The organism is Streptomyces sp. NPDC025833 (assembly GCF_055558055.1).
Genome location: NZ_JBVHNF010000001.1, coordinates 285,493 through 310,719, shown reverse-complemented (window position 1 = coordinate 310,719; position 25,227 = coordinate 285,493). Strand labels below are relative to the sequence as shown.

The 25,227-nt window shown below is 76.5% G+C and carries 22 protein-coding genes and 1 pseudogene; 8 read left to right on the top strand and 15 right to left on the bottom strand.

The window, feature by feature from the left end; all coding sequences use genetic code 11:
• Positions 1-8: 8 nt before the first annotated feature.
• Entirely contained in the window at positions 9-569 is a 561-nt protein-coding gene (locus ACZ4K2_RS01325) for a DUF2243 domain-containing protein (RefSeq protein WP_467472661.1), read from the bottom strand.
• A 253-nt stretch (positions 570-822) separates the two neighbouring features.
• Between ACZ4K2_RS01325 and ACZ4K2_RS01320 the strand changes: the two genes are divergently transcribed.
• Entirely contained in the window at positions 823-1,563 is a 741-nt protein-coding gene (locus ACZ4K2_RS01320; RefSeq protein ID WP_467472663.1) for a chaplin, read from the top strand.
• Positions 1,564-1,868: 305 nt separating this feature from the next.
• On the opposite strand, the gene ACZ4K2_RS01315 is transcribed toward ACZ4K2_RS01320, so the two are convergent.
• Positions 1,869-3,083, bottom strand: coding sequence for a cytochrome P450 (locus tag ACZ4K2_RS01315; RefSeq protein WP_467472666.1), 1,215 nt, complete (start codon positions 3,081-3,083; stop codon positions 1,869-1,871).
• A gap of 425 nt (positions 3,084-3,508) precedes the next feature.
• On the opposite strand from ACZ4K2_RS01315, the gene ACZ4K2_RS01310 reads away from it, so the two are divergent.
• Entirely contained in the window at positions 3,509-5,809 is a 2,301-nt protein-coding gene (locus tag ACZ4K2_RS01310) for an ATP-binding protein (protein ID WP_467472667.1), read from the top strand.
• Positions 5,810-6,106: 297 nt separating this feature from the next.
• Here the strand turns inward: ACZ4K2_RS01310 and ACZ4K2_RS01305 are convergent, their stop codons facing one another.
• A complete protein-coding gene (locus ACZ4K2_RS01305; RefSeq protein WP_467472668.1) occupies positions 6,107-7,093 on the bottom strand; it encodes an AraC-like ligand-binding domain-containing protein in 987 nt (328 codons plus the stop codon).
• A 357-nt stretch (positions 7,094-7,450) separates the two neighbouring features.
• On the opposite strand from ACZ4K2_RS01305, the gene ACZ4K2_RS01300 reads away from it, so the two are divergent.
• Both ACZ4K2_RS01300 and ACZ4K2_RS01295 read left to right on the top strand, forming a co-directional pair.
• The gene (locus ACZ4K2_RS01300) at positions 7,451-8,464 is read left to right on the top strand and encodes a helix-turn-helix domain-containing protein (RefSeq protein WP_467472670.1); all 1,014 of its coding nucleotides are present in this window, start codon (positions 7,451-7,453) and stop codon (positions 8,462-8,464) included.
• Positions 8,465-8,638: 174 nt separating this feature from the next.
• The gene (locus ACZ4K2_RS01295) at positions 8,639-9,622 is read left to right on the top strand and encodes an alpha/beta hydrolase (RefSeq protein WP_467472671.1); all 984 of its coding nucleotides are present in this window, start codon (positions 8,639-8,641) and stop codon (positions 9,620-9,622) included.
• Between the two features lie 19 nt (positions 9,623-9,641).
• Here the strand turns inward: ACZ4K2_RS01295 and ACZ4K2_RS01290 are convergent, their stop codons facing one another.
• Positions 9,642-10,622, bottom strand: coding sequence for an AraC family transcriptional regulator (locus ACZ4K2_RS01290; protein WP_467472673.1), 981 nt, complete (start codon positions 10,620-10,622; stop codon positions 9,642-9,644).
• Positions 10,623-11,025: 403 nt separating this feature from the next.
• Between ACZ4K2_RS01290 and ACZ4K2_RS01285 the strand changes: the two genes are divergently transcribed.
• The 4 genes from ACZ4K2_RS01285 (at position 11,026) to lanL (ending at position 15,810) form a co-directional block, all read left to right on the top strand.
• Complete coding sequence (locus tag ACZ4K2_RS01285; RefSeq protein ID WP_467472675.1) at positions 11,026-11,700, top strand: TMEM175 family protein; 675 nt, start codon at positions 11,026-11,028, stop codon at positions 11,698-11,700.
• Positions 11,701-11,799: 99 nt separating this feature from the next.
• Complete coding sequence (locus tag ACZ4K2_RS01280) at positions 11,800-12,879, top strand: YihY/virulence factor BrkB family protein (protein ID WP_467472678.1); 1,080 nt, start codon at positions 11,800-11,802, stop codon at positions 12,877-12,879.
• A gap of 181 nt (positions 12,880-13,060) precedes the next feature.
• On the top strand, positions 13,061-13,243 hold the full coding sequence (locus ACZ4K2_RS01275; RefSeq protein ID WP_467472681.1) for an SflA family class IV lanthipeptide: 183 nt from the start codon (positions 13,061-13,063) through the stop codon (positions 13,241-13,243).
• Positions 13,244-13,245: 2 nt separating this feature from the next.
• Complete coding sequence (lanL, locus tag ACZ4K2_RS01270; protein WP_467472683.1) at positions 13,246-15,810, top strand: class IV lanthionine synthetase LanL; 2,565 nt, start codon at positions 13,246-13,248, stop codon at positions 15,808-15,810.
• A gap of 44 nt (positions 15,811-15,854) precedes the next feature.
• On the opposite strand, the pseudogene ACZ4K2_RS01265 reads toward lanL, so the two are convergent.
• The 11 genes and pseudogenes from ACZ4K2_RS01265 to ACZ4K2_RS01215 form a co-directional block, all read right to left on the bottom strand.
• Positions 15,855-16,028 (bottom strand): annotated as a pseudogene (locus ACZ4K2_RS01265) (glycoside hydrolase family 15 protein); the annotation flags it as partial.
• Positions 16,029-16,519: 491 nt separating this feature from the next.
• Complete coding sequence (locus tag ACZ4K2_RS01260; protein ID WP_467472686.1) at positions 16,520-16,699, bottom strand: hypothetical protein; 180 nt, start codon at positions 16,697-16,699, stop codon at positions 16,520-16,522.
• A gap of 84 nt (positions 16,700-16,783) precedes the next feature.
• Positions 16,784-17,137 (bottom strand): hypothetical protein, encoded by a 354-nt coding sequence (locus ACZ4K2_RS01255; RefSeq protein ID WP_467472688.1) that lies wholly within the window; start codon positions 17,135-17,137, stop codon positions 16,784-16,786.
• Positions 17,134-17,820: a SigE family RNA polymerase sigma factor gene (locus ACZ4K2_RS01250; RefSeq protein ID WP_467472690.1), complete on the bottom strand. Its 687-nt coding sequence runs from the start codon at positions 17,818-17,820 to the stop codon at positions 17,134-17,136. The genes ACZ4K2_RS01255 and ACZ4K2_RS01250 overlap by 4 nt, the downstream gene beginning before the upstream one ends.
• Before the next feature lie 60 nt (positions 17,821-17,880).
• A complete protein-coding gene (locus ACZ4K2_RS01245) occupies positions 17,881-18,363 on the bottom strand; it encodes a hypothetical protein (RefSeq protein WP_467472692.1) in 483 nt (160 codons plus the stop codon).
• 273 nt (positions 18,364-18,636) lie between these two features.
• Positions 18,637-19,614: a D-cysteine desulfhydrase family protein gene (locus ACZ4K2_RS01240; RefSeq protein WP_467472694.1), complete on the bottom strand. Its 978-nt coding sequence runs from the start codon at positions 19,612-19,614 to the stop codon at positions 18,637-18,639.
• Positions 19,615-19,857: 243 nt separating this feature from the next.
• Complete coding sequence (locus ACZ4K2_RS01235) at positions 19,858-21,210, bottom strand: VWA domain-containing protein (protein ID WP_467472695.1); 1,353 nt, start codon at positions 21,208-21,210, stop codon at positions 19,858-19,860.
• Complete coding sequence (locus tag ACZ4K2_RS01230) at positions 21,207-22,064, bottom strand: AAA family ATPase (protein WP_467472697.1); 858 nt, start codon at positions 22,062-22,064, stop codon at positions 21,207-21,209. Before ACZ4K2_RS01230 ends, ACZ4K2_RS01235 begins: the two co-directional genes overlap by 4 nt.
• 202 nt (positions 22,065-22,266) lie before the next feature.
• Positions 22,267-22,908, bottom strand: a complete 642-nt coding sequence (locus ACZ4K2_RS01225) for a LutC/YkgG family protein (protein WP_467472698.1) — start codon at positions 22,906-22,908, stop codon at positions 22,267-22,269.
• Positions 22,905-24,383 (bottom strand): lactate utilization protein B, encoded by a 1,479-nt coding sequence (locus tag ACZ4K2_RS01220; protein WP_467472700.1) that lies wholly within the window; start codon positions 24,381-24,383, stop codon positions 22,905-22,907. Before ACZ4K2_RS01220 ends, ACZ4K2_RS01225 begins: the two co-directional genes overlap by 4 nt.
• Positions 24,380-25,135, bottom strand: coding sequence for a (Fe-S)-binding protein (locus ACZ4K2_RS01215; protein WP_467472702.1), 756 nt, complete (start codon positions 25,133-25,135; stop codon positions 24,380-24,382). Before ACZ4K2_RS01215 ends, ACZ4K2_RS01220 begins: the two co-directional genes overlap by 4 nt.
• Between the last annotated feature and the right edge of the window lie 92 nt (positions 25,136-25,227).

The following is a 25,227-nucleotide window of genomic DNA, read 5'->3' as shown; positions in this document are numbered from 1 at the left end:
GTGGTCCATCACACGGGCCGCCCGTCCCGTCCGGCGCCGGGCGCCACCGGGTCGAACGCCCGCCCGCCGCGCCGGAGCAGGTGGCCGCTGGCCAGCAGCAGGACGCCGAGGACCAGGAAGCCCATGTCCCACCAGAGCCGGTACGGGCCGCCGTGCACATGGTGGATGCCCAGGATCTGGTGGTCGAGCAGGCCCTCCACCAGGTTGAACAGGCCCCAGCCGACCAGGATCCACCCCCACAGCACCCGCGACGCCCACACCCGCCGCCGGCCCGTGGTCACCCGGGCGTACAGGACGGCGAGCCCGATCAGGACCGCCAGCCAGCAGACGGTGTGGAAGACGCCGTCCCACACGGTGTTCATCCGCAGCCCGGAGACGGTGTCCGGGTCGTAGTACCGGACCCCGATGCGGTCGTGGTCGGTGCCGGTGAGCATGTGGTGCCACTGGAGGAGCTGGTGCAGGAGGATGCCGTCGACGAATCCGCCGAGCCCCACCCCCAACAGGATTCCCGGCAGTTGCAGGCTCGCGGGTGCGGCGCCGGCCTCGGCGCCTCGTACGGTGGTCGCCATCGCTCCTCGTCTCGGTCGGTTCCGGATCGATCGGTTCCGGCAGCGGGTGCCCTACCGAGAGCTACCAGTTCCCCGGCTCCGCCGCTGCGGCACACTCGGCCATCCGCGGGGCGCGGCACGGCCCCGCCCGGCGCGCGGGCCCGCCTCTCTTACCGGCAAAAGACTGAAAAGCCATAACTTGATTGGTTTCACACGCGTTTCACCGGGTGCGGGCGAGTGCCCGCGACCGTGTATTTGAAGGGCAGGGAACCCCATGAAACGGGCTACCCGAAACAGTGTGATCGCCATCGCCGCCGCCTCCGGCGCGATGGCAGTCGCGGGGCCGGTGCACGCCGACTCCGCCGCGACCGGTACCGCGGGCGGCTCGCCCGGGTTGCTTTCCGGCAACGGCGTCCAGTTGCCGGTGCACATCCCGGTGAACGCGTGCGGGAACACCGTGAACGTGGTCGGTCTGCTCAACCCGGCGTTCGGCAACGGCTGCGCCAACACGGGCGGCGGCGCCGGGCGGTCCGGCGGCGGGGCCGAGGCGGTGGGCGCCGCGCAGAACTCACCGGGCGTCGTCTCCGGCAACGTCGTCCAGTTGCCGGTGGATCTGCCCGCGAACGTCAGCGGCAACAGCGTCGACGTGGTGGGCGTGGCCAACCCCGTCTTCGGCAACACGTCCGTGAACACGTCGCACGGGCGTTCCGACGCGCCGGTTCCGGCGCCCACGCCGCAGCGCCCGTCGTCCCGGCCGCCGGCGTCGCCGGAGTCGCCGGCGCCCGAGCCGCCCGCGCGGGTCGTGCCGCCGGCGCACCACGACACGCCCGCGACCCGGCCGCAGCCGGAGCCGGTGCCGGTGCCGTCCGTCGTGCCGCCGCGGACGACCGGCACGCTCGCCCGGACCGGAGCGGACGGCACCTGGGTGGCGGCCGCCGCGGGCGCGGCGTCGCTGCTGGCTGGAACGGTGCTGTACCGGCGCTTCCGCACCCGGCCGGCCGGCCCGCGGGGCTGACCCGGGGCGGCGCGGGGGCGGCCCGGCCGGGCGGGACCCGACGGGACCCCACCGGCCGGGCCGCGCGCCCGGGAGGCCGTGCCCACCGTCCGGTGGACAGCGGATGGTCCAGCGGCCGGGCGGGTGGCGTCCGGGGCGCGTCCCGAGCCGTTCCCGTACGTCACGACGGCGCGGGACGGCTCCGCGGGGCCGGGCGCCCGGGTCGCGGACAGCGGCGCCGGCGCCCGGCCCCGCGCCGCGTGCTCCGACGCCATGTGCTCCGACGTCATGTGGGGCCGGGCCGCCCGGCCCGGCCCCACACGGCGTCACCAGACGACCGGCAGGCGCACGGGGAAGCGGCGGATGGTCCCGGCGTCCCACTCGACGTCCTCGGGCGCGACGGCGAGGCGCAGCTCCGGGAAGCGGGTCAGCAGGCCGGTGACCGCGCTGTCCAGCTCGGCCCGGGCGAGCGGCGCGGCGAGGCAGTGGTGCCCGCCCCAGCCGAACGTCATGTGCGGGCGCACCGGCCGTTCGAGGTCGAGCGTGTGCGGATCGGGGAAGACGGCCGGGTCGCGGTTGGCCGCGAGGTAGGACACGTGCACGTAATCGCCGGCGCGGATCGCGGTGCCCTCGATCTCCGCGTCCTCCAGCGCGATCCGCGGGATGCCCACGCCCTTGCGGAACGGGATGAACCGCAGCAGCTCCTCCAGCGCGCCGGGGAGCCGGCCGGGGTCGCGGGCCAGCGCGGCGCAGTCCTCGGGCCGGGTCAGCAGCAGGTAGGCGATGTTGCTGATCTGGCAGGTCGCGGTGTCGTTGCCGCTGAGGATGAGCGTCACGGCCAGCACCGCCAGCTCGTCGTCGCTCAGCGGCTCCTCACCCTCCGGGACCGGGGCGTGGGCCATCGTGCTGAGCAGGTCCTCACCCGGGGTGGCGCGCCGGTCCGGGATCAGCTTGGCGAAGTACGACCGCAGTTCCGCCTTGGCGTCGGCCGCGTCCTTCCGGGTCTCCGGCGAGGTGGCCAGGAGCCGCATGGTGAGCGTGCGCAGATGGTCCCGGTCGGCCTCGGGGACCGCGAGCAGCTCGCAGATCGTCAGGTGGGGCACCGGCACCGAGAGGTGGGTCACCAGGTCCGCGGGCGGCCCCGCCTCGGCCATCTCCGTCAGCAGCCCGGCCACCACCCGGTCCACCGCCGGCCGCATGGCCGCCACGCGCTCCCGGGTGAACGCCTGGGCCGCCACGTGCCGCAGCCGGGTGGCGTGCGGCGGGTCCGTCACGTTGATCGACTCCGGGGACACGATGGGCTCAGGCGTCATCCTCGGGTAGTCCCGGCCGACGATCGCCGCCCGGCTGAACCGAGGGTCGCACGTCACCTGACGCACGCCGGCGAAGCTGGTCACCAGCCACGCCTCGGCCTCGCCGTAGGGCAACCGGATCCGGCTGACCGGACCGTCCTGCGCCAGCGAGGCCAGCGAGGGGTCGTAGTCCAGCGCGTCGGCGAAGTCGAAGGGGCATACGGGCACTGCCGGGTCCTGGAACGACATACAGCCTCCTCGGTGCGCAGCGTCGTTACGGCCCGCATGGGCCGGCGTGGTCCCAAGCAGCCGTGGTGGTCGGGGCGACGGGGGACGGCACCGGACGACGCCGCCCGGACGCCCGTCACCCACCGGGCCGAAGACGCCGCCGGACGGATCCCGGCCGAGCCGGCCGACCCGGTCCGGGGCCGTGCGGCGTCACCTCGCCCCGCACCTCGTTCACTATGCGGTACACCGGCCGCGCGCGCAGCGCGGCGGCCGGTGCGGCGAACCGGCGCCCGGAGCACGCGCCGGGGCGCGCGGGCGGCACGTCCGCCCGGGCGCGGTCCGCCGCCGTTGCGGCGTTCGGGTGAGCGGGGCGGGGCCGGTGACGCGGGACCGGCCGTACGGCACGGCTACTAGAATGTTCAAGAGTTGCGCGGGAAGGGGCGGATGTGTCCGCACGAGGGGCGGCGTTCGGGGCACTGCTGCGGGAACTGCGGCTGGCGCGGTCGCTGACCATCGAGGCCCTGGCGGAGGCGTCCGGGGTCAGCGTGCGCGGCATCGGCGACCTGGAGCGCGGCCGGCGGGCCGCCCCGCAGCGGCGGACGGTGGCCGCGCTCGCGGACGGGCTCGGCCTCGGCGACACCGAGCGGGAGGACCTGCTCGCCGCCGCCCGGACCGGACGCACCCCCGCCTACAGTCCCGTCGGCGTACGTTCCTTCCCGCGCGGCATCGACGACTTCGTCGGCCGCGCGGACGCGCTGACCGTCCTGGAGGACCTCGCCGGGCCGCCCGGAGCGGACGGTACCGGGGACCGCGCGCCCGGGGCGGCGGCCGGCTCCGGCGAGGCGCCGCCCGTCGTCGTCGTGCACGGAGCCCCCGGCACGGGCAAGACCACCCTCGCCCTGCGCGCAGCCCGCCGCCTCGCCGGGCGCTTCCCGGACGGCCAGTTCCTGGTGGACCTGCGGGGGACCGGGGACAGCCCGCCGGAGCCCTCGGAGCTGATGGTCCGGGTGCTCAAGGCCCTCGGCGTGCCCGACCGCGACCTGGCGAAGGCCGGACCGCAGTCGCACCCCGCCGTCTACCGGCAGGTCCTCGCCGACCGCCGCTGCCTGCTGGTGCTGGACGACGCCCGCGACGAGGCGCAGGTACGCCCCCTGCTGCCCGGCTCGGGCGGCACGCTGGTGCTGGTGACGAGCCGTCGCGTGCTCACCGGACTGGAGGGCGTGCACCGGCTGCCGCTCGGCCGGCTCGGGTCCGCCGAGTCCGCCGCGCTGCTTGCCTCCCTCGTCGGGTCGGAACGCGCGACGGCCGAACCGGAGGCCCTCGCCGAGGTCGCCCGGCTCTGCGCACACCTCCCGCTGGCCCTGCGGGTGGCGGGCAACTGGCTCGCGACCCGCACCGGCTGGAGCGTGCGCCGGCTCGCCGACCGGCTGGCCCGCGAGGAACGGCGCCTGGACGCGCTGTCCGCCGGGGACGTGCGGGTGGCGGGCGCCTTCGACCTGTCCTACCGGCAGCTCACGCCGACGGCCGCCCGCCTGTACCGGCGGCTGTCCCTGGTCCCCGGCCCGGACGTCGGCGCCGCCTGCGCCGCCCGGCTCACCGGGCAGGAACTCCACGACGCCGAGGACACCCTGGAGGAACTCGTCGAGGCGGGCCTGCTCGGCTCCGCCGGGGACCGCTACCGGCTGCACGACCTGCTCGCCCTGTACTGCCGGGGCCGCCTGGCCGCCGAGGAGAGTGCCGAGGACGTCGAACGGGCCCGCCGGTCCGTGTACGGCTGGCTGCTGGAGACGGCCGTCGTGGCCGGCCGGTGGTACGAACCCGACCACGGGGCCCCGCCCGCCTCCTGGCGCGGCACGGTGGACCTGACCAGCGCGGACAGGGCCCGCGAGTGGCTCCAGGCCGAGGCCGCCAACTGGCTGGCCGCCCTGCGGGCCGCGGCGGCGGACGGCGCGCACGCCACCGTCGTCGAGGTGGCCGAGGCCCTCCACTGGTTCTCCGACCAGTGGATCTTCTGGGGGCACTGGCCGGAGGTCTTCGGCACCGCCGCCCGGTCCGCCGCGGCGCTCGGCGACCCGCTGCTCGAAGCGACCCAGCTCAACTACCACGCCTGGGCCGTGCTGCTGTGCGAGGGCAGGCCCCGCGACAGCCTCGCCCACTCCGCCCGCGCGCTCGCCGCGGCCCGGCGGGCCGGCGACCTCACGCAGCAGGCCTGGGCCCACCAGTACGCCGGCTGGGCGCACCGGCTGCTGGGCGAGTACGGCCCGGCGGGCGAGCACATCACCGAGGCCGTCGCCCTGTTCCGGGCGAGCGGGGACCTGCACGGCATGCTCCAGGCCATGCTGGGGCGCGCGCTGGAACTGCGGGGCACCGGACACGACCTGGAGGCGATCGAGGTCAACCGGGAGACCCTGGCCCGGCTGGACGAGGCGGGTGACCGCGTCGAACCGCACATCGCCGCCTTCGCCCGCGCCAGCGCGACGGCGGGGATCGGGCTCAGCCTCGGCCGGCTGGGGCGCTGGGACGAGGCGCTGGACAGCCTGCGGACCGCGGTGGACCTGTGCCAGGCGGACGGCAACATCGCCCTGGAGAGCCGCTACCTCACCTCGCTCGGCGACATCCTGCTGCGCACCGGACGCGTCGACGAGGCGCGCGAGATGTTCACGCGGTGCGTTGCCCTCGGCCCCGGCGCGGACCCCGCACGGGTCGCCCTGGCCCGCGCCCGACTCGCCGACCAGCCCCCGCCGTAACCCCCACCGTCCTGCCCGGCAACCGGCCCGGCACCACCCCCGCGCCCGCACGGCCCGGGCCACTCACCCGCGCCCGGGCCCGGCCCGGCGACAGCGGTCGCCGGCCCCCGGCGCCGCGGCCACCCCCGTACCGCACCCACAGCGGCACGCCCGCACGACACGCCCCCCGCTTGCCGCGCCCGTACCGAACCCCAGCGGCACGCCTCCCCTTGCCGCGCCCGAGAAGCATCCCGGCGCCGGGGCCGTCGTAGGCGCCCCCGCCGGCTTCCGCCCCCTCTGCGGTTCGGGGCAGGCGGCTCACCGGGGTGCCGGGGCGGGGGAGCGGTCGGGGCGGGGTGTCTCCAGTTCGCGCCATTCCCGCGGGGAGAGCCCGTAGGCGGCGCGGAACACGCGGCTGAAGTGCGCGGCGTTGACGAATCCCCAGCGCTGGGCCACCGCGGAGACGGCGGGGGTCACCCGGCCCCGGCGGGCCAGCTCCCGCCCGCACTCCTCCAGCCGCCGCCGCTGGACGAGCCGGCCGACGGTGGTGTCCTCGCCCTCGAACAGCCGGTGCAGGTAGCGCACGGAGATGTGGTGGGCCCGGGCGATGGAGTCGGGGGAGAGGGAGGGATCGCCGAGATGCCGGTCGATGTGGGCGCGAATGCTGCGCACGAGGTGGTCACGGGCCGCGTCCGGGGCCGCGCCGGCCGACTGGGCCCGGTCGGCGACCAGCGTGGCGAACAGGTCGACGACGTGTCCGGCCAGGCGGTCCGCGACGGCCGGCCGGTAGGTGGGGGCCGAGGCGGCCAGCGTGGCCAGGAAGGGCAGCAGCACCGCGCCGAACCCGTGCCCGGTGCCGATGGCGGTGCCCGCGACCAGCTTGAGGTCGCCGTCCGCGACGCCCAGCACGTGGCGCGGCAGCAGGAAGACATGCGCGGTGAACCGCCCGGGATGCACGAAGGAGTACGGCCGGGCCGTGTCGTGGAGCACCAGGTCGCCCGGTCCCGCCTCGGTCCGCCGGCCGTCCTGGACGAAGGCCGCCGTGCCCGCCACCTGGAGAGCGAACGCGAGGAGGTCACCGGGCGACCGCTCGATCAGCGCCGGGGTGCGGCTGATCCGCTGGGCGTCGGCCTCCATGCGGGTGACCCGGAGGTACCCGAGGCGGTCGGTGGCGATCGTGCCGGTGAACGGTGCACCGGCGCGCGGGGCGACGGCGACCGGTACGAGCGCCCTGCCCACCGCGTCGCGCCAGAAGGCGACCCGCTCGTGCTCCGGTACCGCGTCGGTCGTCATCACCGAGCTCAACTGGTCCTCCCCTGGCCGAAGTGTCAGCGGGCGCCGCAACCGGGCGGCCCGCGGGGCGGACGGACCACGCCCCTCCCGGACGGCGGCGGCCGGCCGCGCCGCCGGAACCCGGTCCCGCCACACGCACCAGCCAAGCAGCCGGCCACCGTCACCACCAGGAAGAAAGCAGGCACAAACGGCCGCCGCGATGCCCCACGGCGCACGGCTCGTGCCCCTGCCCGCAGGGAACGCCGGACGGTCCGTCCCGCGCTCCCGGCCGGCCCCAGGCTGGGGGAGGCGGCCTCCCGCGAAGGAGGTCCGCCACGGGCCGCACCGGCCCCGGACCACCGTCACGACGAGCCACGACCAGGGAACCCCATGAGCCTGACGCCCCCGGCCCCCGCACCCGGCGGCCCGGCCCGCGCGGCCGCGCGCGGCGGCGACGCCGGCCGGCCCCCGCACCCCGGACTGATCCTGGCGAGCGCACCGCCGTCCGCGCTGCCGCGGTCCTTCCTGCCCGCCCGGGTCCGCGCCGCCGCCCGCTTCACCGGCCCGGCGCAGGTCCGCACGCTCGGCCCGCTGCGGGTGAGCACCTACACCGGGACGGCCCGGTCCTTCGTCCGCTGCGACGACGCCGCCGCCGAGCCGCACCTGACGCTGGGCGTGCACTCCTTCGGCAGGGCGACCCTGCTCCGGGAGGACGGCACCGCGGCCTGCGGCCCGGACGACATCCTCGTCCGCGACGCGGCGACGCCCTTCGTGCTGCACGAGGCGGAGGACTTCGAACTGCACCTGGTGCGCGTGCCCCGGGCCGCCCTCACCCTCACCGACCGGCAGGTCCGTCTCCTCGCCGCCCGGGCCCCCTTCTCCGACGGCCCGGTCGCGCCCCTGCTCGGCCCCCTGCTGCGGCGGTTCGCCGGGACCCTGCCCGCCTACCCGCCGCGGACGGCGCTGCGGCTGGCCACGACGATCGCCGGGTTCGTCGGCTCACTCGCCGCGGAGGAGACCGAACCCCCGGCCGGGACGACCCCGGAGCAGCAGGAGCTGATCCGGCGGGTGCGCGCGTACGTCGACGCCCGCCTGTGGGACCGGAACCTGACGCCCGCCACCGTCGCCGACGCCCAGCACATCTCGGTCCGCTACCTCCACAAACTCTTCCAGGGGCAGGGCCGCACGGTCGGCCGGTGGATCCAGCAGCGCCGGCTGGAGGAGGCCCGGCGCGAACTGGCCCGGCCCGGCGCGGGCGACCTGGCCGTGTCCGCGGTGGCCAAGCGCTGGGGCTTCGCCAACGCCACCCACTTCAGCCGCAGTTTCCGCGCCGCGTACGGCATGTCGCCCAGCGACTGGCGCAACCGTACCCGCCCCTCCCCGGACCCGGCCGGCACTCTCTGACCGGTCGGACCGTGCAGGCAGGGGCAAGAACCGGTGCACAGACACCTCCCGCACCGCGTGTCCCGCGCCCTACTCTGGTCACCCCCGCCGGCGGGGCCGTCTCCGGCGCCCCGCACCCGCCCGCGGGGGTGACCGCAGCTCGTCCGACGAACCGTTCCCCGCGCAGGAGTTCACGTGCAAGACGACGTCCCGGCTCCGCGGACCGCGCCCGTGCTGGAGCGGCTGGCCCGTGCCTTCGTCGACACGTACACCCTGCCCGACACCACGGCCACCGGCCCGCACACGCCCGCCGCCCGGGCACGGGTGACGTCCCTGTGGACCGGAGGCGGCCGCGACGAGCCCGACGTGGAGGAGGAGTGGCTGGCGCTGCCGGGACACGGCGGCAACCGGATCCGGGTGCGCATCCTGCGCCCCGCCGGCAGCGACGAGGCCCTGCCGGTCGTGCTCTACCTGCACGGTCTGGGCTGGATGCTGACCGACGCCTACGCGCACCGGAGCCTGGTCAACGACCTCGTGCTGGGCGCCGACGCCGCCGTCGTCGTCCCGGAGTACGAGGGGCCGGACGACGCCCGCCACCCGGGGGCCGTCGAGCGGGCGTACACGGTCGCCCGGTGGATCGCCGCGCACGGCCGGGAATGCCGGCTGGACGGGGACCGGATGGCCGTCGTCGGGGCCAGCGCGGGCGCCCAGCAGGCCGCCGCGCTCACCCTGGTGGCACGGGAACGCGGCGGCCCGGGCTTCCGGCACCAGGTGCTGCTGTGCCCTGTGACCGACGCGGCCATGGACACGCCCTCCTACCACCAGTTCGCCGAGGGCTACTTCCTGAGCAGCGCCGCCATGCGGGACTACTGGCAGCGGTACGCCCCCGACCCGCGGACCCGCGCGCACGCGTCCGTCTCCCCGCTGCGCGCCCCCGCCCGCCGCCTGCGGGGCCTGCCCCCGGCGCTCGTCCTCACCGCGGAGGCGGACGTGCTGCGAGACGAGGGCGAGGCGTACGCCGCACTGCTGCGGGAGGCGGACGTGCCCGTCGTGTCGCTCCGCTACCACGGCACGATCCACGCCTTCGTCCTCTTCGACATGCTCCGCCGCACCGACGCCTCCCGGGCCGCCCGGATCCAGGTGACGGACACCCTGCACACCGCCCTGCACCTCGCCTGACCGGCCGGCGGGCCCCCGCTCAGCCGGCCGCGCCCGCCGCCTCCTTGCTCTGCCTGCGCCGCCACTCGCTCGGCGCCGTCCCGTAGGCCGCCTGGAAGCGACGGCTGAAGTGGCTCGGGCTGCTGAACCCGCAGCGGGCGGCGACCGCCGCCACGGTGAGCCGGCCGTACCGGGAGGAGGCCAGCATCTCCCGTGCCTTGACGAGGCGTTCGGCGATGAGCCACTGCTCCAGGCTGATCCCCGCGTCACTGAGCAGCACGTAGAGCCGGCGCACGGAGATCGCGTGCTCCGCCGCCATCCGCTCCGGCGTCAGCGCCGGGTCGGCGAGGTGCCGCCGGGCGTAGGCCATGATCCGGGTCAGCAGGGTGTCGTCCATGACGGACCTGACCGCGGCGGACTCCTCGGTGTGCGCCGCCGACAGCAGCAGCGCGCGGACCAGATCGGCGGTCGCCGAGGCCACGCCCGGCGCCCCCGGGTCCGCGGCCAGCCGGTCCGGGTCCCGCCACAGGCCGCGCAGGTGGGTCAGGACCAGGTCGTGCAGCGGACTGGCGCGCAGTCGTCCGGCCGCCCGCACCACGACGTCCACCGGCAGGCCGAGCCGATTCATGTCGAACATCACCGACTGGGACGCCCCGTCACCGGACCAGCCGTACACCCGCGACGACAACTCGTGGAAGACGCAGATGTCGTCGAACCCCAGCAGCCGCCAGCTCCCGGCCACCTCGGCCCGGTGGACGCCCTCGGGCTGCAGCGAGACGGAGACCACGGGCGCGTCGCGGTGGTGCCGCACGTGCCGTGGCGTGCGCCGCACCTCGAAGCCGGAGTTGCGGGTGGAGAACAGGGGCAGCCCGCCCACCTGCCACATCTCCATGCGGGCGTGGATCCCCGAGGCGGGTTCCTCGTGCGCCACGTCGTTGGGGACCAGCGAATCCGTGAGCGCGTGGTGGAACGCGTCCGCCCGGTCACGTGGCGCCACGGTGGCGAGATCGAGAAGCAGCACACCATCCCCCGGGGTCGTCGATGCCGGACAGTATGCCCGGCCGGTGCCAGCCGCCCACGGTGTCCGATCTCACGCCGGACCGGCCCGGGGCCGCGGCACGAGGGGCCGCGCACGATCGGTTCGCTCTCGGGCAAGGAACCGTGCGCGCACAGGCGCGAGAGGGGTGCGGCGCCTCACTATGCTCGGCCGTCCGGGAGCCCCGTGCCCGCCGACCGCGCGGGCGCGCACGGACCACGGCCCGGGCACGGACAGTCAACCCGCCCCGCCCGCCGGCCCCTAACGTCTCGTCCGGACCGCGGTCCCGCGGTCCCGCGGCGCCCCGTCCCGCACTGTCCCGTGTCCCGTCCCGGGCGGACCGGGACCCGCGTCCCGTCCCGCACCGCCGAGCACGTCAGGAGCCAGCGTGTCCCGCACCCGCCTCCACGGATTCTCCCGTTCGGACACCTCCCGCGCGGAGGCCTTCAGCGACGGCGTCCTGGCCATCGCCGTCACCCTGCTCGCCCTCGGACTGTCCGACCCGCCGCACCGGCCGGGCGGCCTCGGCCGCGCCCTGCTGGCCCAGTGGCCCGTCTACCTCGGCTACCTCGCCTCCTTCGGCTACGTCGCGGTGATCTGGCTCAACCACCACCAGGCCTTCGTCCGGATCAGGGCCATGGACCGCGGGCTGCACGCGGCCAACCTGCTGCTGCTGTTCACCACGGCCGCGCTGTCGTTCCCCACCGCGGTGCTCGCGGACGCGTTCCAGGCGGACCCGGCGGGCCCGGACGCCCGGGTCGCCGTCGCCCTCTACGCCGGGCTGGCCGCGGCGATGTGCCTGAGCTGGGTCGCCTTCTACCACCAGCTCGCCCGGCGGCCCGAGGTGCTGAAGCCGGACGTGGAGGACGCCTACGTACGGCACGGCCTGATGCGCTCCTCGGCCGGAGCCCTCGCCTACGGCGCCGCCGGCCTCCTGGGCGTCCTGGTCACGCCCCTGCTCGCCACGGCCGTCTTCGTCGTCCTCCCCGTCTTCTACTTCGTCACCAGCGAGGGGCTCGTGAAGAACCGCGCCGAGGACCCCGCCGAACCGCTGCCGAACTGACCCCGGCCGGGTTCCGCACGGGTATCGCGTGGCACCCCCCGGCACGGGTACTAGACACGGCATGCGGTCGGACCCTCCACAAAACGGCAGGTGAGGAACGTGGCTCTCCACACCACCCGGGGGGCGCCGCCGAAGCGGGCGCCGGTCAGGAGGTTCCTCGAACGCGCCGACGGCTTCCAACGGCGCCACCGCTGGGTGGGGCTGCCGCTCGCCGTCGTGTACAAGTTCTACGACGACCAGGCCGCGTACCTCGCCGCCCTCCTCACCTACTACGGCTTCCTCTCCCTCTTCCCGCTGCTGCTGATCCTCGTCGCCGTCCTGAGCACCTTCCTCAGCGACGATCCGGGGCTGCGCGGGCACATCATGGACTCGGCGCTGGGCGAGTTCCCGGTCATCGGGGAGCAGCTCGGGCACAACATCCACTCCTTCCACAGCAGTGGGGCCGCGCTCGCCGCGGGCATCGCCGGCAGCCTCTACGGCTCCCTCGGTGTGGCCCAGGCCGCGCAGTACGCCCTCAACAAGATCTGGGCGGTCCCCCGGCACGCCCGCCACGACCCGTTCCGGTCGCGGCTGAAGGGCCTGCTGTTCCTGCTGCTCCTCGCCGTGGGCCTGGGCGCGTTCACCCTGCTCTCCGTCGCGGCCTCGCAGACCTACCTGTTCGGCGCGCCGCTGCGGGGCGGCACCTGGATCGCCGCCACCGTCGCGTCCGTCTGCCTGAACGCCGTCCTGCTCCACCTGGGGTACCGGCTGCTGACACACCGGGCGCTGCCGGCGCGCCGGCTGGCCGGCGTCGCCCTGGGCGCGGCCTGCGCATGGCAGGCGGTGCAGTGGGTGGGCACCTACTACGTCAGCCACGTCCTGCGCGGGACCACCGCCACCTACGGCATGTTCGGCATCGTCCTCGGCCTCTTCGCCTGGCTCTACGTCGGGGCGCTGATCTTCGTCACGGCGGCCGAGGTGGCGTCCGTACGGGTGCTGCGCCTGTGGCCCCGCAGCCTGCTTACCCCGTTCACGGACCGGGTCCACCTGAGCCCGGCGGACCGCCGCGCCTACCGGTCGTACGCCGCGACCGAGGCGTTCAAGGGGTTCCAGAAGGTCCAGGTGCACTTCGAGCCGCCACCCGAGCCCCTGCACGGCCGGCCACCCGACGACGGCGCGCACCCCGGCGGCGGAACCTAGTGCTCCGGCCGGGGGCCGCACGGCTCCCGGCGGCATCTGCGGCAACAGCGGCGCCACCTGCCCCCTTGTCAGCGGATACGCCCCTCCCTACCTTGGTGCAGCGAGTCCGGCCCAGCGGGTCCACCGGCCCGTGCCGGCCGTTTCCCGTTCCTCAGCGCACGACAGACCAAGGAGGCGTCACATGCCTGTAGCCGTGCCGGATCTTCTGGAAACCGACCGATTCCGCGACGCGGGTCCGCTGGAGATCGACGACGACGCGATCGCGTTCGAGGACGACGACCGCGGCGACCGCGAGCACACGGCGTGTCTCGCGGACCCCTGGGTGACCGCCACCACCCGCTTCGCCTGTGACCTGAACTCGTAGCGGTGGCCGTCTCCATCGCCGGCCGCAGCGGCTGGTCCGACGACACGTGGTCGTACCTGAACGACCCGCGGATGCCGGCGATGGAACACGGCTGGAAACTGCACGTCTCGGCCCGTCCCGGCGACCTCGACGCCGTGACCCGGCTCGTCCTGCCGGTGCTGTCCCGGCACGTCTGCCACGCCAAGTTCGCCCGCGACCCGCAGACGCTGCGCCGCCTCAACTCCGGGGTGGTGAGCGCCGGCGCCGTCGGCAAGGCGATCACCGTCTACCCCCTGGCCGGCACCGTGGTCGAGGTCGCCCGGGAACTCGCCGCCGTACTGCGCGACCGCGAGGGACCGCGGGTCGTCAGCGACCGGCGGGTCGACCCGAGGGCCCCCGTCTACTACCGCTACGGCCCCTTCACGGGCGACTACCGGACCGGCCGGAGCGGGCGGCTCGAATCCGTCATGACCGGGCCGGACGGCAGCGTCTTCGACGGCCTGGCCGTCGGCCGCTACCGGTGCCCGCCCTGGGCCGAGGACCCCTTCGCGACCGGCTCCGGACACCGCGCCGAGCCGTCCGCGCCCGGCTTCGGCGGCGGACGCTACACGGTCACCGCCGGCATCGCGCGCGCGGCCCGCGGCAACGTCTACCGCGCCCTCGACCGCACCCTCGGCCGGCCGGTGGTGGTCAAACAGGCCAGGGCCTTCGTGGGCGAGGACGAGTCCGGCGCGGACGCCCGCCACCGGCTGCGCAACGAGCGCGCGGTCCTCGGCAGGCTGGACGGCGTCACGGGCGTGCCCCGCCTCCTGGACTACTTCGCCCACCGGTCGGACGAGTACCTGGTGATGAGCAGCTGCGGCGACCGGGACCTGCGCCGGGACGTCCTGCGCGACGGCCCCTACCGGGACGACGACACCCGGCCGGCCCGCACCCTGTCCGCCCTCGCCTCCCGGCTGCTGCGCGTCCTGGACGCGATCCACGGCCGGAACGTCGTCGTCCGCGACCTCAAGCCCGACAACGTCGTGCTCGACGACTCGGGCCCCGGCCACTGCCACGTGATCGACTTCGGGATCAGCGAGTGGGACGGCTCCGGCCCGGGCGGAGCGACCCCCGGATACAGCGAGCCGGTGCTGCCCGCGAGCGGACCGGCCACCCCCGCCGACGACCACTACGCCCTGGGCGCCACCCTCTTCTTCGCCGCCACCGGCCTGGACCCGGTCGTCGTCGACACCGACCACGGCGTCAACCGGGACCGGACCCTGTCCTGCCTGGCCTGGGCGCTGCCCGGCCGCGCCCACCGGGAGATCCGGTCGTCGATCACCGGCCTCCTCGGCTTCGACCCGGCCGAACGGACCGCCGCCGCCGACCGCCTGCGCACCGGCACGGCCAGAACCGCGCGCCGGCCCGCGCACCCCCGGATCGACGGGGACCTGCTGGGCGAGATCATCGAGCACACGACCGCGTACTGCGCCGGTGAGGCACACGCGATCGCGGACCCGGCACGGGCCGCCCGGCTGAACGTCCCCACCTCGGTCGACGTCTACGGCGGCAGTTCGGGCCTCGGGCTGGAGCTCCTCCACCACACGCACCGGCCCGGCGTGCGCGCGGCCGTCACCGCGCTGGCGCGGTGGACGGCGGAACAGTCCAGGAACCTGCCGCCCGGCTTCTACACGGGACGCACCGGCGTCGCACTCTTCCTCGCCGAGGCGGGTGCGGTAACGGGTGCGAGCGTGGAGGCGGGGCCGGGCGCGGGCGCGCGGCCCGGCGGCCATCCCGTCCTGCCGGACCGCGCCCCGGACGGCGGGCCCCCGGAGGCGGACCTGATCGCGGGCGCCGCCGGGGTCGGACTCGGCCGGCTGCTGCTCGCCCGGCACGCCCTGCGGACCGGCGACCGGGACGCGGCGGACCGGCACCTCGCCGTCGCCGCCGACTGCGACCGGATGCTGGCGTCGGGCACCGCCCGGCTGACCCCGGCCGGCCCGGACACGGCCGGCAGCGCCGCACTCCGCGAGGGCATCGCGCACGGCGAGGCGGGCGTCGCCTGCTTCCTGCTCGAACACGGCGCCGCGACCGGCGACCCGGACGTGCTCGGCCGCGCCGAGCGGGCGGTCGCGCGGCTGGCCGCCGTGACCCCGGACATCATCGCGGCGGCCGCCGAGCCGGGGGCGACCCGCCGCTACGGCTCCTGGTGCCGGGGCCTGGCCGGCATCGGGACCGTACTCGTCCGGGCCGCCGAGCACCTCGACGAGCCCGGGTACCTCGACCTCGCCCGGCGGGCCGCGCGCGCCTGCGCCGCGCTGGCACCGCGGATGCCGCTGGTCACGCAGTGCTGCGGGCTGGCCGGGGTGGGCGACCTGATGGTGGACGTGGCGGAGGCGTCCGCGTCCGAGGAGTTCCGCGAGGCGGCCGAGACCGTCGCCCTGCTCATCCTCGGCCGCAGCGGCGGCACCTGGTCCCGGCCCGTGTTCCCGGACACCGGTCTCACCCGGCCGAGCGCCACCTGGGCCGGCGGCTCCGCGGGTGTGCTGGCCTTCTTCAGGCGCCTGCACGACGGCGGCGGACCGCGCCTCGGCCTCGTCGCCTGACCCGCGCCACCGCCGCTCGCCTCGCACGGGCACGCCCGGCTTTCTCACAGCGGGAGCTTCGCGGCGTCGTTCATGCGGACGGCGCACTCCAGCAGCAGGGCGTGGACGAACGCCTGGGGGAGGTTGCCGCGCAGCCGGCGCTGACGGACGTCGTACTCCTCCGCGAACAGCCCGGACGGGCCGCAGGCCGCCCGGGTCCGTTCGAACCAGCGCAGCGCCCGGGGCCCCGCGCTCCCAGGGCGGGCCGGGCCGTACGGCCGTACGGGCCGCGCACCGGCCGCCCACCGTGGCGGCGCCGGCGACCGCCGCGTCGGCGCGGGCCGCCGTGCGCCACCGGCGGCCCGACACGGCGAGGCCGGCCATGGTGGCGGTGTGCAGGGGGCCGGGCAGGACCGCCCACGCGGGCGGCGCCAGGCCGGCGGCCGGGGCGAGCCCCGGGAGGGCCTGGCGGGCGCCCAGCACGCGCACCACGGCGCCGGGGGCCGCGGCCAGGGCCGTTCCCCACGCGATGCGGACGACGGTCACGGCACCCACGGGGGACCGCCTCCCCACGGGCCGCCCGGTGGGGAGGCGACCCGGTTCCCGCGGGCGGTGCCGCACCCGGGCACCGCCCCGTTCGCCGGGACCGCGGCCGGGGCTGCCCCGGCCGCGGTCCCGGTGGTGTCGCTTCTCCTGCGGGTCATGCGTGCCTCCGGACTCGGGTCGTACGTCAGCCCGCACCGCTCCCGCCCAGGCCCCGGGCGGAGGTCGCGGCGGTGAGCAGCGGGGCGACGGTGAGCACGGGGGCGAGGCCGACCAGCAGCCCGTACAGGGGCGGCCCCGGCCCGGCGATGCCCGAGGTGATCAGCAGGGCCGTGGCGGCGGCCGGGACGTGATGCGAGTCGAGCACGGGTGTGCGCGCCCGCCCCGCGTCCGGGCCGACTGTCCGGGGCGACCGTCCGGGCCGAGCGTGTGGGGCGAGCGGGGGAGCGGGTCAGGGCTGGGCCGGGCTCGGGACCGGCCGGACCGGGCCGTCCGGGGACGTGGGCACCGCGGACGGCACCGGCGACGGCGTGGCGGTCCGGGGGTGCTGCGGGGAGCGGGCGGGCTCGGCCGGACCCGGCCGCCCGCCGCGCACCGCGAAGAACACCAGCGCGGCCGCTGCCGCCAGGGCCAGCACGCCCAGCACCGCCCGGCGCACCGGCACCCGCCGGGTGCGCGCCGCTCCGGCCGGCGGGCCGAGGGGCCGCAGGTCGGCCGGGCCGACGGCGTGCGCGCGTGCGGCCAGGGCGGCCCGCAGCCGCTCCTCGACCGGCGCCGCCGCCGTTTCCGTACCGGAGCCGTTCATCGCAGTCCCTCCAACCGTCGGCCCAGCGCGTCCAGGGCCCGACTGGCCGTGGACTTGACTGTCCCGCGCGACAGGCCGAGCGTCGCCGCGATCTCGGCCTCGGTCAGGTGCGACCAGTAGCGCAGGACGAGCACCTCCCGCTGGCGCCTGGTCAGCATGCGCAGCGCCGCCAGCACCTCCCGGTGGTCCTCGTGCAGCAGCACGTCCTCCTCCGGGGCGGGCGCGTGCCCCTCGGGCTGGGGCGTGTGCGCCCGTACGGTCCGGCGGCGGCGCAGCACCGAGCGGGCCGTGTTGACGACACTGGTCCGCAGGTACGCCTCCGGGTCGTCCAGCGCGGCGAGCCGGTGCCCGTGCCGCCGGAACAGCGCGGTGAACGCGTCCTGGACGACGTCCTCGGCCGTCGGCAGGTCGTCCACCAGCAGCACCGCGAGGCGCACCAGCGACAGCCGCCGGTGGTGGTACAGCTCCTCGATGTCCGGCGGGGGGCCGGCGTCGGCCACGGGGCCCGCGTACGGCCCGGCGCCGGGCGCCGCCTCGGCCGTGCCCGAACGGGTGCGGGCGAGGACCCGGACCCGCAGCCGGTGGGCGAGGCGCCGCAGGGACGCGGGACGCTCCGGGGCGCGGGCGCGGGCGCGGGCTCGTGCCCGGGGCAGGACCGCCGCGGGGGGTGTCGCTGTCGTCATGGATCTCCCGGTGCCGGGTGCGGGGAGCCGCCGCGCGACGGCTCCCCGCACCGGCCCTGCCTAGTACTGCTGCGGAACCGGCACCGGTGCCGGCGCGGTGTGACGGTGGTGGTGCCGGGGCACGGGCGCCGACTGCGGGTGCGCGGGGGCGGCGGACGGCACCGGGCTCGGAGTGGCCCGCCCGGGAGCCGCCGGAGCGGGAGAGGGAGTGGCGGGGACCGGAGCGGGGACACTCGCCGTGCGGACGGGGGACGGCACCGGGGACGGGGTCGCGGTGCGGACGGGGGACGGCACCGGGGACGGGGTCGCGGTGCGGACCGGCGACGGCACCGGGGACGGAGCCGTCCGGTCGGCCGCCGGGGCGGGGGCCGGCGCGGCGGGCTCCGGGTGGACGGGGGAGTGGGCCGGGGTGCGGCTCTCGCCCTGGGCGGCCTGGGCGGTGATGGCGCCGGCGACGGCCAGGGCCGCGCCTACGGCGGAGACTCCCAGCGCGGCGCGCAGCCTGCGGTTGCGGGGCGGGCGTGGGACACGGTGTGCGGACATGGGTTCCTTCGGTGGCTCGGGTCGGACGACGGGACGAAGTGGAGGCCTCCACCCCGACAGACGTCCGGCCCCGGGCGAGGTTGCGGGTCGCGTCCGACCAATTTCCGCGGGGTACCGCACCGAGGGCCCGGCGGGCCCGGCACCGGCCACCCCCGCCGACACCGACACCGCACCGGGCCGCACGCCCCGCGGCCCGGTGGCCCGCCGCAGGCCGCCGTGCGCCGGCCGCGGCGGGCTCCGGGTACGGCTGGGGCCGGGGACCGTCCGCCGTCCTCAGGCGCCGAAGATCTCCGCCCCCGCCTCCGCGAACTCCACCGCGTCCGCGTGGCCGAACAGGCCCGGCAGACCGCCGGTGTGCACGAGGACCGTCCGCTCGCCCGGGCGGACGTCGCCGTCCCGGACGGCCGCCAGGAGACCGGCGAGGGCCCGGCCCGTGTAGACGGGGTCGAGGACCAGGCCCTCGGTGCGGGCGGCCAGCCGGAGGGCCTGGGCGACGGGGGCGGTCAGGGACGCGTACCCGGCACCCACCTGGTCCCGGCGGACCCGCAGCCCCGCCGGGGTGACCTCCTCCGCCGTGAGCGGCGCCGCGAACTCCGCCACCGCCGCGGCCGGTTCGGCCGACGCGCCCACGTCGACGCCGAGCACCGATCCGCTGCCCAGGGCCGCGACCAGCCCGGCCATGGTGCCGCCCGAGCCGAGCGCGACCACCGCGGTGCGCAGGCCCGGGAGTTGCTCGCGCAGCTCCGCGCCGCAGCGGGCGTACCCCCGGGCACCCAGTGTGCTGGAGCCGCCGAACGGGATCTGCGCCGGACGCGCGCCGTCCGCCCGCAGGCGTGCGCGCACGTCGGCGGCCGCCGCGTCCAGCCCCGCCTGGTCCACGTCGCCGGCCCAGGCGAGCCGCGCCCCGAACAGCCCGTCCAGGGCGAGGTTCCCGGACCGCGAGGTGCCCGGGGAGCCGCGCAGCACGAGGACGACGTCCAGGCCGAGCCGGGCGCCCGCGGCGGCGGTCAGCCGGGCGTGGTTGCTCTGCGGCGCCCCCGTCGTCACGAGCGTGTCGGCGCCCTCGGCCAGGGCCTCGGCCACCGTCCACTCCAGCTTGCGGATCTTGTTGCCGCCGCCGCCCAGGCCGGTCAGGTCGTCCCGTTTCACCCACAGGTCGTCCGGCCCGAGCCCGAGCGCGGCGGCCAGCCGGGGCGCCGGTTCGACGGGGGTGGGGAAGGTGCCCAGCGGTACGGGCGGGTGGTGGCTCATGGCGACGTCCTCGGATCGGTGGCGGGCCGGCCGGTGGCCGCCGGTGCGGTGGACCGGGGCCGCGCCCGGCCGGTCGTGCCCCGGCCCCCGGCCCCGGCCACTCCGTCGTGGCGCCGGCCCCGGCGCGGCGACCGGCCGTGCGCCCCGTGCTCCGGCGTACCGGCCGTACGCACCGTCGTCCGGCGTCCGGCGTCCGGCCAGTGGATCACGGCCGGGCGCCCGGTGTCACCCGCGTCACCCGTGTCACACCGGCAGCAGGCGGGCGATCAGCGCGCTCAGCTGCCGGGCCGTGCGGCACTCGTGCATCTCGACGAGGCCGGCGTAGGCGGGCGCGGCCGAGTCGCCGGTGCCCCACCGGTCGCCCGGCTCGGGGTTCAGCCAGTAGACGCGCCGGGCCCGCCGGGCGATCTCGCGCACCGCGGCGAGGTTCGGGTCGCTCCTGTTCGTCCGGGCGTCCCCGAGGACGAACACCGTCGTGCGCGGGCCGACCGCGGCGCCGTACCGCTCGGCGAACTCGCCCAGCGCCACCCCGTAGTCGCTGCTGCCGTGCCGGCCCGTGAGCGCGGCCTCGGCACGGATGCGGGCCCCGAGCCCGTCCGGGTCGGCGCGGCCGTGGCCGAGCAGCCCGGTCACCTCGTCGAGCCGGTTGACGAAGGCGAACACGCGGACCTTGGCGAACTGGTCGTGCAGGGCCTGCACGAGCAGCATGGTGAAGTCCGAGAAGCCGGAGACGGAACCGGACACGTCGCACAGCAGCACCAGTTCGGGACGGACCGGGCGGCGCCGGCGCAGCACCGGCCGCACGGGCACCCCGCCCGTGGACAGCGAGGAGCGCAGCGTGCGGCGCAGGTCGATGGTGCCGCGCGCGGCCCGGCGGCGGCGCGCGGCGAGCCGGGTGGCCAGCTTGCGCGCCAGCGGCGCCACGGCCCTGCGCAGCTCGGCGAGCTGGTCCCGGTTCGCGGACAGGAAGTCGACCCGGTCCGCGGTCGGCCGCACGGCCCGCCGCGCGATCTCGTCCCGCCCGCGCCGCTCCGCCACCCGGCGCCGCGCCTCGGCCCCGACCATCCGCCGGAACTCCTCGATCCGCCCCCGGATCTCGTCGTCCAGCAGCCGGTCCGCGAAGCCCGTCCCGCCGCCGCTCCGGCCGCGCACGTCGGCCCGTACCCGGGCCAACAGGGTCTGCGGCCGCAGCCGTTCGAGGGTCTGGTGCGCCGACCAGCCCTGCGAGCCGGGCGGACTCCCGTACCCGCCCAGGCCGTCGACCGCCTCCGCCGCCAGCCGGGCCAGCGACGCCCGGTCGTCGGCGGCCAGCGCCCCGGCGAGCCGGTCGCGCAGCTCCTCGCGGTCGCGGGCAGGCTCCTCCGGGCCGCCGACACCGCGCGGGAAGTACAGGTCGAAGACCGAGTCGAACAGGGCGCGTTGGCCCGGTCCGTGCAGCAGCGTCGCGGCCAGGCCCTCGCGCAGCAATTCCCGGTCCGCGAGCCCCAGCGCCTCCGCCGCGCGGGCCGCGTCCACGGTCTCCCCGGTGCCGATCCGCACACCGTGCGCGCGCAGCGCGCCGGCCAGTCCCGTGATCCGGTCGGCGACCGCCGTCACAGCGCGTCCAGGTCGAGCTTGGCCGCCGCCTTCCGGATGTCCTCCTGGTGCTTGAGGATCACCCCGAGCGTCTCCCGTACGACGGTCTCGTCGAGGGCGCCGGCGCCCAGGGCCAGCAGGGTGTGCGCCCAGTCGACGGTCTCCGCGACGGACGGCGCCTTGCGCAGGTCCATCGCGCGCAGCGCGTGCACCACCCGGACCACCGCGTCGGTCAGTGCCCGGTCGAGGCCCGGCACCTTCAGCCGTACGATCCGGCGCTCCAGTTCCTCCTCGGGGAACCCGATGTGCAGGAACAGGCAGCGGCGGCGCAGTGCTTCGGACAGCTCCCGGGCGGCGTTGGAGGTGAGGACGACGAACGGGCGGCGGGTGGCGGTGACCGTGCCCAGCTCCGGGACCGTGATCTGGAAGTCGCTGAGCACCTCCAGCAGCAGGCCCTCCATCTCGACGTCGGCCTTGTCGGTCTCGTCGATGAGCAGCACCGTCGGCTCGTCGCCCCGGATGGCGGTGAGCAGCGGGCGGGGCAGCAGGAACTCCTCGCCGAAGATGTCGGTGCGGGTGTCGTCCCAGCTCTCGCCGCGGCCCGCGCTGATCCGCAGCAACTGCTTGGCGTGGTTCCACTCGTACAGCGCCCGCGACTCGTCCACGCCCTCGTAGCACTGGAGCCGCACCAGCCGCGCCCCGGCCACCTGGGCGACGGCCTTGGCCAGTTCGGTCTTGCCGACCCCGGCCGGGCCCTCCACCAGCAGCGGCTTGCCCAGCCGGGCGGCGAGGAAGACCGTCGTGGCGACGGCGGGGGAGGCGAGGTAGCCGGTCTCGGCGAGACGGGCGGCGACGTCGTCGACGGACGTGAACAACGGGGCCTCCGGCGGGTCGGGATCGTGGCACGCGGACCGGTGGGTCCGGAGCCCTATCCAAGCGCTTGTTCAGCGCCGTCGCCACGGTTTTCGGCGTCCCCCCCGGCCCGGCACCGAGGCTCCCCAACCGGTGCGTCCCGGACGGCGTACGGCGGCCCGGGCCCACCGCGCAGGTGTACGGCGGGCCGGGGCCTGGCGCCGGTCAGCCCAGCAGGATCACCTCCAGCGTGCGCGGGCCGTGCACGCCCTCCACCCGCTCCAGCTCGATGTCGCTGGTGGCCGACGGGCCCGAGATCCAGGTCAGGGGGCGGTCGGGAGCGAGGCGTTCGAGGGCCCGGGGCACGGAGGAGACGACCTGGTCCGGGACGCGGACGACGCAGATGTGGTGGTCCGGGACGAGCGAGACGCGGCGCCGGCCCTGGTCCGGCGAGCCGTCCAGGACGATCGTGCCGGTCTCGGCGATCGCCACGGCGCAGCCCGTCACCACGCTGTCCACCCGGTCCAGCCGCGCCGCGGTGTCCGCCTCCCGGTCGGGGACCAGGACCGCGTCGGCGGCGGCCAGCCACTCGGGCGGCAGCCCGGGCGGCACCAGGACCTCCCGGGAGCCGCGCCGGGCCAGCAGCCGCACGACGAGGTCCGGCAGTTCCGGCGGGGCGCACCGGTGCACGACCGCCCGGTAGTCCGCGAGGTTCTCCGCCAGGAGTTCCACCGTCCGCGCGGTGCTCCGCCGCCCGTGCTCGCGCGCGTAGTCCCGGCCCACGGCCTCCTCGTACGGCCGCTCGTCCGGAGTGACGTCGGCGAGCGCCCGCCGCACCCGGCCCAGGATCCGTTCCCTGCTGCTCACTCGGCACCGCCCTCTGTGCCCCGCGTCCGCCGCCACCAGTCCCGGAAGGGCTCCGGCGGCACCGCGGGCAGGTCCCGGGAGTCGCTCCACGCCCTGCCCGGGCCGGGCAGGGTCCGCGGGTGCAGTCGGCGCGTCCGGGAGGCCAGCCGCTGGCCCGCGCGCAGGGCGCCGGGGTGGGCGAACGCCCAGCGGGCCGCCCGCATCGCCGCCCGCTCGGCCGCGTGCCCCTTCGCCGGCCGGAGCACCACCTTGTTGCCCCGCCGCACCGCCGGGCCTCCCTCGACCACCCGTTCCCGCAGGTGCACGAGCACCTCGGGGATGTCGATGGCGACCGGGCACACCTCGTAGCAGGCCCCGCACAGGCTCGACGCGTACGGCAGGGACGCGTCGATCGCGCCGGCCGTGCCCCGCAGTTGCGGACTGAGGATGGCGCCGATCGGGCCCGGGTACACCGAGCCGTACGCGTGCCCGCCCGCCCGCTCGTACACCGGGCACACGTTCAGGCAGGCCGAGCAGCGGATGCAGCGCAGCGCCTGGCGGCCGACGCGGTCGGCGAGCGCGTCGGTGCGGCCGTTGTCCAGGAGCACCAGGTGGAAGGCGCGCGGCCCGTCCCCGTCCGTCGTCCCGGTCCACATGCTGGTGTACGGGTTCATCCGCTCGGCCGTGGAGGAGCGGGGCAGGGTCTGCAGGAAGACTTCCAGGTCCCGCCAGGTCGGCACCACCTTCTCGATGCCGACGACCGAGATCAGGGTCTCCGGGAGGGTCAGGCACATCCGCCCGTTGCCCTCGGACTCCACGACGACCAGGGTGCCGGTCTCCGCGACCATGAAGTTCGCGCCGGAGACGCCGACCTTGGCGCGCAGGAACTTCTCCCGCAGGTGCAGCCGGGCCGCCTCGGCGAGTTCGCCCGGCGTGTCCCGCAGCCCCTCCGGGGCCGGGCGCCCCCATCTGCCCATCTGAGTGCGGAAGATGTCCCGGATCTCGCCCCGGTTGCGGTGGATGGCCGGGACCAGGATGTGCGAGGGGCGGTCCTCGCCCAGCTGGACGATCAGCTCGGCGAGGTCCGTCTCGTAGGCGCGGATGCCCTCCGCCGCGAGCGCCTCGTTGAGCCCGGTCTCCTGCGTGGCCATCGACTTGACCTTCACGACCTCCGACTCGCCGGTGGCGCGGACCAGTCCGGCGACGATCCGGTTGGCCTCATCGGCGTCCGCCGCCCAGTGCACGGTCCCGCCGGCCGCGGTGACCGACTCCTCCAACCGCTCCAGATACCGGTCGAGGTGGCGCAGGGTGTGGTCCTTGATCCGCCGGCCCGCCTCGCGCAGCTCCGCCCAGTCGGACAACTCACCCACCGCCCGCGCCCGTTTGGCCCGGATGGTGTGGGTGGCGTGCCGCAGGTTGCCGCGCAGCGTGGCGTCGTGGACGGCGCCGCGCGCGGCCTCGGGGAACGCCGGCATGCCGACGAACGTTCCGCTCATACCGCCGGTTCCTCCTCCGTGCTCGCCAGGATCTCCGCGATGTGCACCGGCCGCATCCGCGACCGCAGCCGGCTCATCGTCCCACCGAGGTGCATCAGGCAGGAGTTGTCGGCCGCGCACAGCACCCGCGCGCCCGTCGACTCCGCGTTGCGCACCTTGTCCACGCCCATCGCCGCCGACACGTCGGGGTTCTTCACCGCGAACGTGCCGCCGAAGCCGCAGCACTCCTCCGCGCCCGGCAGCTCGACCAGCTCCAGGCCCCGGACGGCCCGCAGCAGCCGCAGCGGCCGGTCGCCGAGCCCCAGCGAACGCAGCCCGTGGCAGGTCGGGTGGTAGGTCACCGGGTGCGGGTACCAGGCGCCGACGTCCGTCACGCCGAGCACGTCCACCAGGAACTCCGTCAGCTCGTACGTCTTCGGCACCACCGGTGCGAGCGTCCGCGCCAGCGCGTCCCCGCGCCCCTCGGCCCGGGCCCGCTCGCCCATGCGCGGATACAGCTCCCGCACCATCGCGCCGCACGACCCGGAGGGGGTCACGATCGCGTCGTACCCGGCGAAGACGGCGGAGAAGTGCCGGGCCAGCGGTTCGGTCCCGTGCCGGTAGCCGGTGTTGTAGTGCGCCTGTCCGCAGCAGGTCTGGGCCTCGGGGAAGTCGACGTCGACGCCCAGCCTGGTCAGCAGCTTCACCACGGCCCGGCCGGTGTCCGGATACAGCGTGTCGTTGACACAGGTCAGGAACAGGGCGACACGCATCGCGGCTCCTCGGCGTCGGTCGTCGGACGAGTGCAGGGTAGACGGCGCGTTCCGGCCGGCGGGAAGCACGGCACACGGCGCGGCGAGCCGTG

Coding starts and splice junctions, on each gene's coding strand:
- ACZ4K2_RS01325 (WP_467472661.1), bottom strand. CDS start 569: ATGGCGACCACCGTACGAGGCGCCGAGGCCGGCGCCGCACCCGCGAGC.
- ACZ4K2_RS01320 (WP_467472663.1), top strand. CDS start 823: ATGAAACGGGCTACCCGAAACAGTGTGATCGCCATCGCCGCCGCCTCC.
- ACZ4K2_RS01315 (WP_467472666.1), bottom strand. CDS start 3,083: ATGTCGTTCCAGGACCCGGCAGTGCCCGTATGCCCCTTCGACTTCGCC.
- ACZ4K2_RS01300 (WP_467472670.1), top strand. CDS start 7,451: ATGAGCCTGACGCCCCCGGCCCCCGCACCCGGCGGCCCGGCCCGCGCG.
- ACZ4K2_RS01275 (WP_467472681.1), top strand. CDS start 13,061: ATGCCTGTAGCCGTGCCGGATCTTCTGGAAACCGACCGATTCCGCGAC.
- ACZ4K2_RS01255 (WP_467472688.1), bottom strand. CDS start 17,137: ATGAACGGCTCCGGTACGGAAACGGCGGCGGCGCCGGTCGAGGAGCGG.
- ACZ4K2_RS01250 (WP_467472690.1), bottom strand. CDS start 17,820: ATGACGACAGCGACACCCCCCGCGGCGGTCCTGCCCCGGGCACGAGCC.
- ACZ4K2_RS01245 (WP_467472692.1), bottom strand. CDS start 18,363: ATGTCCGCACACCGTGTCCCACGCCCGCCCCGCAACCGCAGGCTGCGC.
- ACZ4K2_RS01240 (WP_467472694.1), bottom strand. CDS start 19,614: ATGAGCCACCACCCGCCCGTACCGCTGGGCACCTTCCCCACCCCCGTC.
- ACZ4K2_RS01220 (WP_467472700.1), bottom strand. CDS start 24,383: ATGAGCGGAACGTTCGTCGGCATGCCGGCGTTCCCCGAGGCCGCGCGC.
- ACZ4K2_RS01215 (WP_467472702.1), bottom strand. CDS start 25,135: ATGCGTGTCGCCCTGTTCCTGACCTGTGTCAACGACACGCTGTATCCG.